Source organism: Bacillus sp. AR4-2 (assembly GCF_008274865.1).
Classification (GTDB): Bacteria; Bacillota; Bacilli; order Bacillales; family Bacillaceae_G; genus Bacillus_A; species Bacillus_A cereus.
In genome coordinates this window covers 2,818,977-2,833,674 of record NZ_CP031062.1, presented here as the reverse complement: position 1 = coordinate 2,833,674, position 14,698 = coordinate 2,818,977, and the positions used below count along the sequence as shown (strand labels likewise).

The following is a 14,698-nucleotide window of genomic DNA, read 5'->3' as shown; positions in this document are numbered from 1 at the left end:
TCCTTCACTTAATTTTATACACTTCAAGTAAGAGGTGAAGCGAGATGAATGGTCTTATTTTTACAACAATGATTAGCTTTGGTTTACCGCTTGTAGCACTTTTATATGCTTTTTGGAAGAAACGCTATTTTCCATATATGTTAGGTGTATTGGCTTTTGTTGTATCACAAATATTAATTCGCATACCAATACTGAATTATTTAAATGGAACTAGCACAGATTTTCAAATGTTTTCTGTTACGCAGCCTGTACTATTTGTACTTTTGCTTAGTTTATCAGCAGGTATTTTTGAAGAGATAACTCGTTTTATCGCAATGCGCTATTTTATGAAACAACGAGATTGGCAGTCTGGTTTTTTATTTGGAGCAGGGCATGGTGGTATTGAGGCAGTGTTGATAGTTGGTATCCCGGTAATATCCTTATTATTGTCACAAACAGTCATCCCAAATGGTGTTAGTTATTATTTCGGCGGTATTGAGCGCGTCTTTGCGATGGTATTGCATATTGGGCTTTCCTTCATTGTATTGCAAGCTGTCGTCCAAAAGAAATTTCGTTATGTTGTTTTTGCTATACTCATTCATGGAGCTGTAAATACATTAGCAGGTATTATACCGCAATATGTATCAGGAACAAATGGAATCATTGCTGTAGAAGTTTCAATCGCAATTTCTGCTGTACTCGTTTTTAGCCATAGTTTCATATTAAAAAGAAAGGGGGTATATTAAAATGAGAAGAATGTTACTTATTATTATAAGTGCTATCGCGGCGTTCGCGCTCGCAGCATGTACTGGTAATAAAGTAGAAGAAAGTACGTCAAAAAAATTTATTCCGAAGGCGGAAGAAATTGTATCATTATTAAATGAGGAAAAGTATAAAGAAGTGCATGAAAAATTTGATAGTAAAATGAAAGCGGGGTTACCAGAAGAAAAGATGAAAGACCTTACACCTGTAATTGAGAAAGCTGGTACGTTCGACAAAATAGAGAAAAAATCGATTGAAGAAAAAGATGGTTTATATACTGTTATTCTTGTAGCGAAATATAGTAAAGAACAACGGACATTTATTATAACTTATAATGATAAAGAAGAAATAGCAGGCTTATTTATTAAATAAAAAAACAGATACAGTGGAAGTTTCCACTGTATCTGTTTTTTTGTTGTAACCAAATTATGGTTATTCATGCTAATATAAACTCATAGCTATATAGAAGGGGTGGGGTTAGTATGAAAACTGAAATAGTTCCTAAAAAGAAGTACAGTATAATAAGCTATGTATCTTTACTCATCGGCATTTTGTGTTTTCTATTCGTTTTTATAACGCCAACAAGGATAGCCAATGCAGGTAATATAGTTGGAGATTATATTACAATTGCCCTGACAGGTGTAGGTATCACACTTTCAATAATCACAATGACGAAAAGAACAGAGAAGAAGGGAATTGCTATTCTTTCATTAATACTGTCCTCATCATTTTTTATATTTTGGATCATAGCAATTATCCTATTGTTTACTGGTCAAATTAGTTTTGCACCGTAATGTGTAATAAAAAGAGTCCTTCTCGTATGAAGGACTCTTTTTACTTGGTATCTTCAGGTTGATATTCTAAAATATCCCCGGGTTGGCATTCTAATGCTTTACATATTGCTTCTAAAGTTGAAAAACGGACTGCTTTTGCTTTTCCATTTTTCAAGATAGAAAGGTTAGCCATTGTAATTCCAACCTTCTCCGAAAGTTCTGTGACACTCATTTTTCTTTTTGCTAACATTACATCAATATTAATAATAATTGCCATATTATTCACCTCAGACCGTTAAATCATTTTCTGATTTTATATCTATAGCATCTTTTAATAGTCTTTGGAGAACGGCAGCAAAGACCGCGATTACCATTGAAGCAAAAATCATAATCATTCCGATAATAATAATGCCAGGGGCGTCATCTCTCTCTGCCACGAGATAGAAAAGTGGCATACCTAATACATATAATACACTAATTGCCAATGCGCTGTACTTAATATTTTTTAAAGCTTGAACAGATAACTCTGAGAATGCGTTATTTTTATCAATATAGTTTAAAAGCTTAAATGTTTGATACAGTGCGAAGTAATAAGGTATTGCTGTTGCGTATAAATTGATAAATACAAGATATTTAATATATGAAATATCTGGATATAATTCTGCGGCGAAATTTCCTATTTTAGGGACTAAAAAAATGCACATAGCAAGAACGGGGATTCCAATCAGAATCACAACGGTCTTTAAAAAGAGTGTGGATCCTTGTTTCATAAAAAGCACCTCATTTATTTAATATCTTATTAATTTAACACGGAATTTATTGTTTAACAATAAATTTTTATTTCTTTTGATCGAGGATTTATTGTTAAACAAGTAATTAATGAAAAGGATGTTAAATCTTTTTTATAAGATAGATGATACATACCGATATTTAATAAAGGAAAGAAAGGGAAAGTAACTATTGTTAGCTTTATGAGAATTGGGAACTAATAAAACATATGTAGGTTTTGGTATGGAAAAGGAAATAGTGTGTATTTAAATGAATGCAAAGTTTATGGAGGAACAATCATGTTGAATTATGGTGTGAAGATGAAAAAGTTGCTATTAGTGGCAGCTATAATAGTAAGCGTATTAAGTACGGAAAGTATGATGAATTATCATGCGGCCAAAGCTAAGGTGAAAAAAGTAGAACATCAGCCTAAAAATATAATTATGATGGTTATGGACGGAACGAGTTCAACGGCGACAACATTGGCTCGCTGGTATAAAGGGGCACCGCTTACGTTAGATCAAATTGTAACAGGAGGAGTTCGTACGTTTTCGGCGGAATCAGCTATTACAGACTCAGCGCCAGCAGCAACAGCATTAGCAACTGGAAATAAATCAAATTCAGGATATGTAGGTGTATTACCTTCTATTGTAAGTTCGCCTAGCTTAGAGCCAATAAAAGAAGAGGACAAGTTACGGCCGGTCGCAAACGTATTAGAAGGTGCAAAACGTACTGGTCGTGCAACTGGAATTGTTGCTACATCTGAAATTCAGCATGCTACTCCGGCGGGATTCTCGGCTCACCATGTCAATCGCAAGCAATTTGACGTAATTGCGAAGCAGCAAGTATATCAAAATATAGATGTCGTATTAGGCGGGGGAAAAGCGGCGCTGTTACCTATGAAAAGTAATGGAATCCGAAAAGATGGTGAAAATTTAGTAAAGGTGATTCAAAACAAAGGATACGATTTTGTTGAAACGAAAGATGCGTTATTGAACTCCAAATCTAATAAAATTTGGGGCTCTTTCTCACATCATGCTCTTGCGTTTGATATGGATCGTATAGCAACAAACCCAGAACAACCAACACTTTCTCAAATGACAGAAAAAGCAATTCAAACATTATCAAAAGATAAAGATGGTTTCTTTTTATTCATAGAAGGTAGTAAGCTTGATTGGGCAGCCCATGCTAATGATCCAATTGGGATGATTAGTGATATATTGGCATTTGATGAAGCGGTAGCAAAGGCGTTACAATTTGCGAAGAAAGATGGGGATACGATGCTCATCGCTTTAACTGATCATGGTAACAGCGGCATCTCTATAGGGAATAGGAATACGACAAAAGGATACAATACTACACCGGTTTCTGCATACATTGACCCATTGAAAAAGGCGAAAATGACACTTGAAGGAACTATAAATAAACTGAAATCTGATTTATCAAATGTAGAAGATGTAGCTAAATTATATGGTTTGGATAATCTAACTCATGATGAAAAAGAAAAATTAAAAGCGGCAAAAAAGAAAATGGATGTAGGACGAATTCTTACTACATTATTGGCTAATCGTGCAAATATCGGCTTTACGACAGGAGGACATACAGGTGAGGATGTATTCTTACATTCTTATGGACCTCAAAAACCAGAAGGCTTAATCCAAAATACAGACATTGCGAAGACGATGGCGAAAGCGATGGGCTTTAACTTAGAAGAAGTAACGAATAAAATATTTTTAGAGAGTGAACAAGCCTTTAAGAAGATCGGTGCAACTGTAACAGCCAACAAAACCGAAGGAGCAAACCCGTTACTGGTAGTAAAACATAATAAAGTAGAAGCACAATTATTTGGTAACAAAAATATAATTCGTATCAATGGTAAAGGGTATGAATTAAGAAGTATTATTGTAGAGAGTAATGGAAAGTGCTATGTACCAGAAGAAGCAATTCAACTATTTGTAAAGCATTCTCGTTAAAAAATTGCCAACCAGTTAAGCTAACTGGTGGCAATTTTTTGTGTTTATTCTAAATGTAAGTGTTCGAATTGTTTTGTAAAGTTTTCCATATGAGACTGGTATCAATGTTAAAGGGAAAGTATAGTTTTTTCTTACATTAAAAAATTTCGTTTTGTAGAATAAGAAGTTATACATATAGTAAAGTCTAATGGGTTATCAATTAATATTTACGAAAAATATATTAATACTTTAGAATTTCTTTAATGTTCATTATTTTTTATTTAAGGTTATCCGTTATATTTATAATGTGTTTATTTCAATTTATTGTATTGAAGCTCAGTTTTATATAATTATAAAGCAATCATCAAAATAAAATCTCCACTAGAGTAAATTTATTATTTTTTTGCGAAAATTATTATGCAGTTAAGAAAACTGTAATTTATTGAATTAGAAATATATTAGAATTTAGTTGAAGAAAGAGAGAGGGAATAAAATGAATATAGTGCACTTACGTCCTAAACAGCGGTCTAAGTATCGCATTATGCTAGGGAAGTGGTATTACTCTACAAAGAGGCACATTCAGTGGTTAGCAGACGGAAAAACATATGCAAAAAGGTTCCAACAAGAAAAGCTACCTTGTACAGCAATTCAGCACCAAACAATATTACTTCGTAAGCTCAAAGATGTAGATATGTGGTATCAACAGAATAAGGTTGTTAATTTGAAAATTGCTGTTAAAAAACTAAATGGTATCGTCATTAGACCGGGAGAAACATTTTCTTACTGGCGTTTAATAGGTAAGCCAACGAGGAAAAAAGGGTATGTAGAAGGTATGGTATTACACTACGGATCTTTTCAAACAGGTATTGGAGGAGGTCTTTGTCAGCTTTCAAATTTAATATATTGGATGACGCTACATACACCACTGACAGTAACCGAACGATATCGTCATAGCTTTGATGTCTTTCCTGATTCTAGGCGAACTCAACCGTTTGGGAGTGGGGCAACTTGTTCCTATAACTATTTGGATTTACAAATTAAAAATGAAACGGATCAACCGTATCAACTTCACCTTTATATGACAGATGAACATTTAGTTGGTGAATGGAGAACAGTCTATCCGCAACTTTATCAATATGAAGTGTATGAGAAAGAACACTCAATTCAACCTGCATACTGGGGCGGTTATATACGACATAATGTGATTCAACGTAAAGTATATAATCTACAGAAACAGTTAATAGAAGATCAATATGTAACAGAGAATCACGCTATAATGATGTACGAACCACTATTAGCTTGTAATAATGAGATTAGTGAGTAATATGGTAACCCATAGATTAAGTAGTATAGAAAATATTTAATTCTTATTTTTACTAAAAAAGTTCACTGTTATTTATAGGTGAGTTTGTTTTTCTATCTTATGTATTTCACCCTGCATAAAAAAATATTTCTCAACATTTTATTTGTTGAAAAAGATTGAATATTCGTATTATAACGAATATTATGTTGTTATCGGCAAAAAACGATAATTTGCAGACACTGGGGAGGAAATACATTGAAAAAGAAAAAGAAATTAAAACCATTAGCGGTATTAACAACAGCAGCAGTACTAAGTAGTACGTTTGCTTTTGGAGGTCACGCAGCGTATGCTGAGACACCAACATCATCTCTACCAATAGATGAGCACTTAATACCGGAGGAGCGTTTGGCTGAAGCGCTAAAACAACGGGGGGTAATTGATCAATCTGCATCGCAAGCTGAGACGTCAAAGGCTGTCGAAAAATATGTTGAGAAAAAGAAAGGGGAAAACCCTGGGAAAGAAATCTTAACAGGAGATAGTCTTACGCAAGAAGCTTCTGATTTTATGAAAAAAGTAAAAGATGCAAAAATGAAGGAAAATGAACAGGCGCAGCAGCCTGAAGTAGGCCCGGTAGCTGGACAAGGTGCAGCATTGAACCCTGGGAAATTAAATGGAAAAGTACCTACTACATCAGCGAAGCAAGAAGAATACAATGGAGCTGTTCGAAAAGATAAAGTACTTGTTTTACTTGTAGAATTTAGCGATTTTAAGCATAACAATATTGATCAAGAGCCAGGATACATGTATTCTAAAGACTTTAATCGTGAACATTATCAAAAAATGTTATTTGGTGATGAACCATTTACTTTATTTGATGGATCGAAGATTAACACATTTAAGCAATATTATGAAGAACAATCTGGTGGTAGCTACACAGTTGATGGGACTGTAACAGAATGGCTTACTGTTCCAGGAAAAGCATCAGATTATGGTGCTGATGCGGGTACTGGGCATGATAACAAGGGGCCTTTAGGACCAAAAGATTTTGTGAAAGAAGCATTAAAAGCAGCGGTAGCAAAAGGAATCAATTTAGCAGACTATGACCAATTTGATCAATACGATCAAGATGGTGATGGAAATAAAAATGAGCCAGATGGCATTATTGATCATTTAATGGTTGTACATGCTGGCGTTGGTCAAGAAGCTGGCGGCGGTAAATTGAAAGATGATGCGATTTGGTCACATCGTTCAAAACTAGGTTCAAAACCATATGCAATTGATGGCACGAAATCTTCTGTTTCGAACTGGGGCGGAAAGATGGCTGCATATGATTATACAATCGAGCCTGAAGACGGGGCAGTTGGTGTGTTTGCACATGAGTATGGCCATGATTTAGGCTTACCAGATGAATATGATACAAAGTACTCAGGACAAGGTGAACCTGTTGAGTCATGGTCTATTATGAGTGGTGGTAGCTGGGCTGGAAAAATTGCAGGAACAGAGCCAACGAGTTTCTCACCACAAAATAAAGAGTTTTTCCAAAAGAATATGAAGGGGAACTGGGCGAATATCCTTGAAGTAGATTATGACAAACTTAGCAAAGGAATCGGTGTTGCAACATATGTAGATCAAAGTACTACAAAATCTAAACGACCTGGAATCGTTCGTGTTAACTTGCCGGACAAAGATATAAAAAATATCGAATCAGCGTTTGGTAAGAAATTCTATTACAGTACAAAAGGAAATGACATTCATACAACACTTGAGACACCAGTATTTGACTTAACAAATGCAAAGGATGCTAAGTTCGATTATAAGGCATTTTACGAACTTGAAGCGAAGTATGATTTCCTTGACGTATATGCGATTGCAGAAGATGGAACGAAGACACGCATTGATAGAATGGGCGAAAAAGATGTAAAAGGCGGCGCGGATACAACTGATGGTAAGTGGGTTGATAAATCATACGATTTAAGCCAATTCAAAGGAAAAAAAGTAAAACTGCAATTTGAGTACTTAACAGATATTGCAGTAGCTTATAAAGGGTTTGCGTTAGATAATGCAGCATTAACTGTAGATGGAAAAGTTGTTTTCTCTGATGATGCAGAAGGTCAGCCAGCAATGACGTTAAAAGGCTTTACTGTGTCTAACGGATTTGAACAGAAAAAACATAATTACTATGTAGAGTGGAGAAATTACGCTGGTTCTGACACTGCGTTACAACATGCACGTGGCCCAGTATTTAATACAGGAATGGTTGTATGGTATGCGGATCAAAGCTTTACAGATAACTGGGTAGGCGTTCATCCAGGTGAAGGGTTCTTAGGAGTAGTAGATTCTCATCCAGAGGCAATTGTAGGGACATTAAACGGACAACCTACTGTGAAGAGCAGTACGCGTTACCAAATTGCCGATGCGGCATTCTCATTTGATCAAACACCAGCATGGAAAGTAAATTCACCAACTCGCGGTATCTTCGATTATAAAGGATTACCAGGAGTGGCAAAATTTGATGATTCTAAGCAATACATCAACAGCATTATTCCTGATGCAGGACGTAAGTTACCGAAACTAGGACTGAAGTTTGAAGTGGTAGGCCAAGCTGAAGACAAGTCTGCAGGTGCAGTGTGGCTTCATCGATAAAATAAGGTAAAACGAAGAGGAGCTGCGATAAGTCGGTGAAACTGACTTATCGCAGCTTTTTTCTTCTTGTGAAAAAACTTGCTGTTTTTTTATGTACTTATTGGAAAAATTCGAAGTTTCTTTTATAAATAAAATACTCCGCCTGTCCAATTATAGAAGCTATTTTGGGCGTAAGTAATTTGTAAGTAATGAGTAAGAAAAAAGAGATTTTCATAGTATATAATATTTATTATAGCTACTTTTAACACCTGATACTAATAGTGTGCTATAATATGAATTAGCAACAAAAAGGAAAGGAATTAGAACAATGACCTTAGAAAATACTAAAAATTTAAAAAAACAAGTTGCTCCTTTTGAAAAATCAACGATTAAAAAAAGTGTTTGGCAACTGATCAACACAATCGTGCCATTTATTATTTTATGGTATCTTGCTTATAAAAGTTTGTCAGTTTCTTATTGGTTAACATTAGTTCCAGCACTGTTAGCCGCTGGATTTATGACAAGAATTTTCATTATTTTTCATGATTGCACCCATTATTCGTTCTTTAAAAGTCGACGTGCAAATAGAATAGTTGGAACGTGTATGGGTGTTTTAACATTATTCCCATTTGATCAGTGGGGGCATGAACATTCTATTCACCACGCTACGAGTGGTAATTTGGATAAGAGGGGTACAGGGGATATTTGGACGCTTACAGTTGATGAATATGTAGCTGCACCATTTAGACTTCGTTTAGCATATCGCTTATATCGCAATCCATTCGTTATGTTTGGATTAGGTCCGATTTATGTTTTCTTGCTTAAAAATAGATTTAACCGAAAAGGTGCAAGGCAGAAAGAACGTATGAATACTTATTTGACGAATATTATAATTGTTGTTGTAGTAGCTATACTTTGCTGGGCAATTGGGTGGCAATCGTTTCTGTTAGTACATGGTACTATATTCTTAATAGCAGGTTCAGTAGGGATTTGGCTGTTTTACGTACAGCACACATTTGAGGATTCTTATTTTGAAGAGGATAAAGATTGGGAATATGTGAAAGCGGCAGTGGAAGGAAGTTCTTTTTATAAGCTTCCTAAAATTTTGCAATTCTTAACTGGTAATATTGGATTCCATCATGTTCACCATTTAAGCCCAAGGGTACCTAACTATAAACTAGAAGAGGCACACAATAATACGCTTCCGTTAAAAAATGTACCAACGATTACGCTTGCTACAAGCTTACAATCACTACGTTTCCGTCTTTGGGATGAGAAAAGTAACAATTTTGTTAGCTTTAAAGATGTCAAAAATATAATTAAAAATAATGTTTCTGTTCGAGTGAAATCTGAACTATAATTGCATCGTATATAAAACTCCCCTTAATCATGTTCGATTTAAGGGGAGTTTGTGTTTAAAGAGTAGATGCCAGATAAGAGGAAAATTTACATAATTCAAATTGTAATTGAAGCAGATTAGGAATTGCTCGTACGTAAGTACAAATATAAGATGACAGTAAATGCATTATGTTAACAAATTCATAGTAAAAGGGGGGATCGTACAACATTATATCCAAAAATAAGAAAAGACTTGAACGAAAATTCCATTCATTTTTCTTGGTGTTCCGCATTCCATACACTTAAATAGGACGCATATTCTAATTCATCTGGATTCTCATGTAGCATAGAAATGAATTCTAATTTGTTTCCATCACAATCTAGAAAGTATACACTTGCAGCAGGCATCCACCTTTGGACAATTGGCTCTTGATTTCCTTTTCCTTGACTTCCTATCACTGCTATTCCACGTTCCTCTAACCACGCTTTAGAAGTCATTAAAAACTCTAAATTTACACCAAAAGCAAAATGTCTCGGCTCAAAGTCTTCAATGTTATGTACTTCCCATAGTCCAAGCATTTGTTGTTTATTTTCTCCGACCCAAAAGAAAGCCACTCTTCTTTTGGAGAGTTTTCTTGCTAACGTTAATCCTAGCTTGTTTTGATAGAAATTTATTGCCTTCTCTAAATTTCTTACATGTAAATGAGTTTCGTATATGTTCTGTATTATTATGATCATTCCTTTCTTTATTGGTAACTACCAATTGAATAGTGAATATAATTCTAAAGTTGAAATATGTATAAGCCTAGTAATGTACATCTATATCCGATATACCTATTTACTATTATATTGAAATTGGAATGTGATAAATCCCACTGAGGTAGTAAGTGTTTAAATGAACACTCTACTACTTTTGTAGGAAAGGGGATATATTCATTAAATTCAGATGAAATCATATTAAAATAATGAAAAAAGACCACACATGAAGTGAAACGCTATGTGTGGTCTTTTATGTATAGTCAAATATTACGAAGTCTCGCTAATTTTAGTTTCACTATGAGTGTTAGTAGAATTTCTTTTCTTAACTTTAAAGTGATAGTAAGTGTAGCAAAAGATGATAAATGGGACAGTGCAATAGATTCCAAGTCGTTGTTCTGGGATAAAAATAAGACTGATTAATATAATGCCATACAATCCAAAACCAAGAATTGGTACGAGTGGATAAAGTGGCGTTTTAAATTTTAAGTCTTCTAATTTTCCGCCGTCTGCTAAATAATGTTTGCGGAAAAAGAATTGAGAAACACAAATTGACATCCAAACAATAATGGTAATAACTCCGGAAATTGAAATGAGCCACAAGTAAACAGTTTCAGCAGCTACTACACTTGTCAAAAGAGAAAAAGCAGAAATAGCTATTGTCATGATTAAAGCGTTGAGAGGAATCCCACGTGATGATAATTTCTTTAAAAATGCTGGAGCCATTTCGTTTTTTGATAAAGACCAAAGCATTCGAGTAGCAGCGTATAGTCCTGAGTTTGCGACAGAAAGAACAGCAGTAAGAATAACAAAGTTCATAATATCAGCTGCATATGGAATACCGATATTATCAAAAACAGCAACGAATGGACTCTTTGTTAATCCAGCTTCTTCCCAAGGAATTAAAGCAACAAGAACAAAGATTGCTAAGACGAAGAAAAACATTGTGCGCCATATAATATTTCTAATAGAACGAGGTAAAGTTTTTGCTGGATCTTCACTTTCACCTGCTGCGATTCCGACAAGCTCTGTACCTTGGAAGGAATAATTGACTGTAACCATTGTTAATAGAATAGCTGCAAGTCCATTCGGAAATAAACCACCATGATTTACGAAATTTGAAAGAAGTGGAGCTGGTTCATCGCCTTTTAAATCAATAAAACCGAACATAGCGGCGCCACCAAGAATTATAAAAGCTATAATGGCAGATACTTTTATACTTGAAAACCAAAATTCTGTTTCTGCATAACTACGAGCAGATAATGCGTTAATAGTGAAGATGGTAACGCCAAATATTAAACACCAAACCCAAACAGGAATATCAGGAAACCAGCGCTGCATTGTAATACCGGCAGTTGTAAATTCAAGACCGGTCGTATTCGCCCAGCTTAACCAATACAACCATCCGATTGTAAAGCCAGTTGCAGGATTGATGAATTTAGTAGCATATTCCTGAAAAGAACCTGAAACAGGCATGGCTACAGCAAGTTCACCAAGACATAGCATAACGAAATACATTAATAATCCACCAGCAATAAAGGCAAGTACGGATCCACCAGGTCCAGCCTGACTTATAATAAAGCCAGATCCGTTAAATAACCCGGTTCCAATCACACCACCGAGTGCAATCATGAATAAGTGTCTACTTTTCATCGTACGTTTTAATTCATTGTTTGTATTGCTTACTTGCGCCATTGTTTTCCTCACTTTCGTAGTTGATAGAATAATGTTTGATGTTTTTCCGTATTATGGAATGTATTCCGTGATGTGAAATCTTGTTATAATTTTCAGATAATTAAAAAGAAAAGTCAATATTTTTTTGTTTGCGTTTTCAATTCGTTGTTAGTGATATGTTTTTATTGTTAGAAAATTAAATAAATAGATTGATTTCATTTCGAATGTTTGCTAAATTGATAGTTAATTAAGCGTACTAACATATTACGAGTAAAGTTGAGGCGAGTTATGGTACAGTCCATTGATCGAGCGATAAGTATTATTAAATTATTGAATTCTACAAATGAAAAAGAGTATTGGGCTATTTCTGATATAGCTGATGGAACACATCTCCCGGTTAGTACAGTACATAGATTACTTAACTCTCTAATGGAGCATGGGTTAGTTACACAAATTACAGAGACAAAACAGTACAAAATTGGACCAATGTGGATGGAAATAGGGTTGCGTCAATTGGAGAAGGTAGACTATAGATCTGTTGCAAGAGAAGTGATGAAACGTTTGGCTTCTGAAGTGGAAGAAAGTGTCTATTTGAATATTCCAAACGGAACACATTCTATTATCATTGAAAGAATTGATAGTCCTTTAAAAATTCGAGTTATCGATAATCTAGGAGAACAAATTCCACTTTCAATTGGTGCTGCAAATAAAACGATGCTTGCCAATATGAAAACGAATGAAATGGAACATATTGTAGAGTATTTACTTCCTTCATTACCAGAACAAAAGCAAATTCTTCTTAATCAAATAAAGCAAATAAAAAATGAAGGATATGCTGTCAGTTATGGTGAAAAAACAGAAGGGACAGCTTCAGTAGCTGCACCTATTATCGGATTTAATCATAAAGTAGTAGGAGCATTAAGTGTTGGGTTAATTAGTCATCGTATTAATGATGATCGACTATCTTTTCTTATTAGCAAGGTAAAACAAGCGGCTCATGAAATATCAATAAAAATCGGCAGTACATCAGAACTATAATTTTGATAGCTGTCGTCATTTTTTATTCATATAATGGAATTAGTTTTCATAATGCGGAAAATAGGGGGATTTATATGTCAAAGTGGCAATCAAAAGAACAATTGGTTCAATTATTAAGCAGTCTTGTTGAAATTCCTAGTATTACCGGTTCAGAAGCTGAAGTAATATTGCCAGACTTTGTTGTGGAACAATTATCTGACTTACAGTATTTCAAACAAAAACCGCACCATTTGCAAAAAAATCCGACAGGGGACGGACGATATTTTGTTACAGCACTAGTAAAGAAAAGCGATAGTACAAAAAATACTGTAATTCTAGTAAGTCACTTTGATGTTGTAGATGTACAAGATTACGGAATGTGGAAAGAAGATGCATTTAATCCTAAAAAGTTAACATCTATGTTTTATTCTCATAAAGATGAACTTCCAGACCATGTACGTGAAGATATAGAACATGGAGAATGGCTGTTTGGTAGAGGAACAATGGATATGAAATGCGGCCTCGCATTACAAATGGCAATGATTGAGCAAGCTTGCGAAGAAAGATTTGATGGGAATGTTCTTTTATTGGCTGTACCAGATGAAGAAGTAAATTCTGTAGGGATGAGGGCCGCTGTTCCGAGACTGTTAGATTTAGCAAGAGAGCATAACTTAGATTATAAAACGGTCTTAAACTCAGAGCCTATGTTTTCAAGACATCCTGGTGACCAAAATAAGTATATTTACACTGGCTCTATTGGTAAAGTGTTACCTGGTTTTCTTTGCTACGGAAAAGAGACACATGTAGGTGAACCTTTTGCAGGGTTAAATGGGAGTTATATGGCTTCATTAATAACAGCAGAATTAGAGTTAAACACAGACCTTTGTGATATTGTAGAAGGGGAAGCGAGTCCCCCGCCAACTAACTTACTTCAAAGGGACTTAAAAGAGGATTATTCTGTACAAATTCCGCATCGTGCAGTTACATTATTTAATTTGTTTTTATTAGAAAAATCAATGACAGATGTAGTTGCATTGTTACGTCAAAAAGTAACGAAAGTAGCAGAGAAAATAGAAGAGTCATATGAAAAACATGCATATCGTTTTTCTAAATATAATTCATTTATACCACCTAATCTCAAAGTAAATGTATTAACTTATGAAGAGCTTATCACATATGCAATTGAGCAACATGGACGAGAAAAAATAAATCATATTCAATCTAATATTATAAAAAATAGAGGAGATAAAGATGATCGTGCGGTAACCATTGATTTAGTAGATAAATTAGCGATTTTATGTAAAGAAAAGGCACCGATGATTGTACTTTTCTTCGCTCCGCCGTACTATCCAGCTGTGAGTTCACGCAACAATCCTTTAATAAAAGAGGTAGTTGTAGAAATGGAAAAGTATGCACACTACAATCATAAAATTACATTTGAAAACCAAAATTATTTTGGGGGGATTTCAGATTTAAGTTATGTAGGCTTGCAGTATCCACTGGATTCAATGAGTTCGCTTGTAGACAATATGCCATTATGGGATAAAGGTTATTCAATTCCGCTTCAGGAATTAGAAGAGTTTGATGTTCCAGTATTAAATATGGGGCCGGTAGGAAAAGATGCACATCAATGGACAGAACGTCTAGATGTAAACTACGCATTTGAAACGCTATTAGATATGTTACCGAAATGCATTGAAAAATTATTAGTTTCTAATAAAATTACACAATCATAGTAGGGAATAGGTAAGGGA

The 14,698-nt window shown here is 34.7% G+C and carries 13 protein-coding genes; 9 read left to right on the top strand and 4 right to left on the bottom strand.

Translation table 11 applies throughout. The features are described from left to right. Positions 1–44 precede the first annotated feature (44 nt). The 3 genes from DN399_RS14675 (at position 45) to DN399_RS14665 (ending at position 1,535) form a co-directional block, all read left to right on the top strand. On the top strand, positions 45–725 hold the full coding sequence (locus DN399_RS14675) for a YhfC family glutamic-type intramembrane protease (RefSeq protein WP_149149726.1): 681 nt from the start codon (positions 45–47) through the stop codon (positions 723–725). A gap of 1 nt (position 726) precedes the next feature. Then, positions 727–1,113 carry a DUF3887 domain-containing protein gene (locus DN399_RS14670; protein ID WP_149149725.1) on the top strand — a complete coding sequence of 129 codons (387 nt, stop codon included), beginning with the start codon at positions 727–729 and terminating at the stop codon, positions 1,111–1,113. Positions 1,114–1,223: 110 nt separating this feature from the next. Continuing rightward, positions 1,224–1,535: a hypothetical protein gene (locus DN399_RS14665; RefSeq protein ID WP_000845561.1), complete on the top strand. Its 312-nt coding sequence runs from the start codon at positions 1,224–1,226 to the stop codon at positions 1,533–1,535. A gap of 40 nt (positions 1,536–1,575) precedes the next feature. Here the strand turns inward: DN399_RS14665 and DN399_RS14660 are convergent, their stop codons facing one another. Then, positions 1,576–1,791 carry a helix-turn-helix domain-containing protein gene (locus DN399_RS14660; RefSeq protein WP_000974620.1) on the bottom strand — a complete coding sequence of 72 codons (216 nt, stop codon included), beginning with the start codon at positions 1,789–1,791 and terminating at the stop codon, positions 1,576–1,578. A gap of 10 nt (positions 1,792–1,801) precedes the next feature. Continuing rightward, on the bottom strand, positions 1,802–2,284 hold the full coding sequence (locus DN399_RS14655; protein ID WP_000809125.1) for a DUF2975 domain-containing protein: 483 nt from the start codon (positions 2,282–2,284) through the stop codon (positions 1,802–1,804). A 297-nt stretch (positions 2,285–2,581) separates the two neighbouring features. Between DN399_RS14655 and DN399_RS14650 the strand changes: the two genes are divergently transcribed. The 4 genes from DN399_RS14650 to desA all read left to right on the top strand — a co-directional run bounded on the left by DN399_RS14650 (position 2,582) and on the right by desA (position 9,519). Then, positions 2,582–4,255: an alkaline phosphatase gene (locus DN399_RS14650; RefSeq protein WP_149149724.1), complete on the top strand. Its 1,674-nt coding sequence runs from the start codon at positions 2,582–2,584 to the stop codon at positions 4,253–4,255. A 472-nt stretch (positions 4,256–4,727) separates the two neighbouring features. Then, positions 4,728–5,558 (top strand): VanW family protein, encoded by an 831-nt coding sequence (locus DN399_RS14645; RefSeq protein ID WP_061112947.1) that lies wholly within the window; start codon positions 4,728–4,730, stop codon positions 5,556–5,558. Positions 5,559–5,792: 234 nt separating this feature from the next. Next, positions 5,793–8,180, top strand: a complete 2,388-nt coding sequence (locus DN399_RS14640; protein ID WP_000727446.1) for an immune inhibitor A domain-containing protein — start codon at positions 5,793–5,795, stop codon at positions 8,178–8,180. 307 nt (positions 8,181–8,487) lie between these two features. Next, the gene (desA, locus tag DN399_RS14635) at positions 8,488–9,519 is read left to right on the top strand and encodes a Delta(5) desaturase DesA (RefSeq protein WP_149149723.1); all 1,032 of its coding nucleotides are present in this window, start codon (positions 8,488–8,490) and stop codon (positions 9,517–9,519) included. 248 nt (positions 9,520–9,767) lie between these two features. Here the strand turns inward: desA and DN399_RS14630 are convergent, their stop codons facing one another. Both DN399_RS14630 and DN399_RS14625 read right to left on the bottom strand, forming a co-directional pair. Beyond that, positions 9,768–10,226: a VOC family protein gene (locus DN399_RS14630; RefSeq protein ID WP_025687456.1), complete on the bottom strand. Its 459-nt coding sequence runs from the start codon at positions 10,224–10,226 to the stop codon at positions 9,768–9,770. A gap of 297 nt (positions 10,227–10,523) precedes the next feature. Then, complete coding sequence (locus tag DN399_RS14625; protein WP_000079991.1) at positions 10,524–11,948, bottom strand: amino acid permease; 1,425 nt, start codon at positions 11,946–11,948, stop codon at positions 10,524–10,526. A gap of 267 nt (positions 11,949–12,215) precedes the next feature. Here DN399_RS14625 and DN399_RS14615 point away from each other — a divergent pair, with 267 nt between their 5' ends. Next, positions 12,216–12,965, top strand: coding sequence for an IclR family transcriptional regulator (locus DN399_RS14615; protein WP_000250758.1), 750 nt, complete (start codon positions 12,216–12,218; stop codon positions 12,963–12,965). Between the two features lie 74 nt (positions 12,966–13,039). Continuing rightward, the gene (locus DN399_RS14610; protein WP_006924532.1) at positions 13,040–14,680 is read left to right on the top strand and encodes a M20/M25/M40 family metallo-hydrolase; all 1,641 of its coding nucleotides are present in this window, start codon (positions 13,040–13,042) and stop codon (positions 14,678–14,680) included. Positions 14,681–14,698 lie beyond the last annotated feature (18 nt).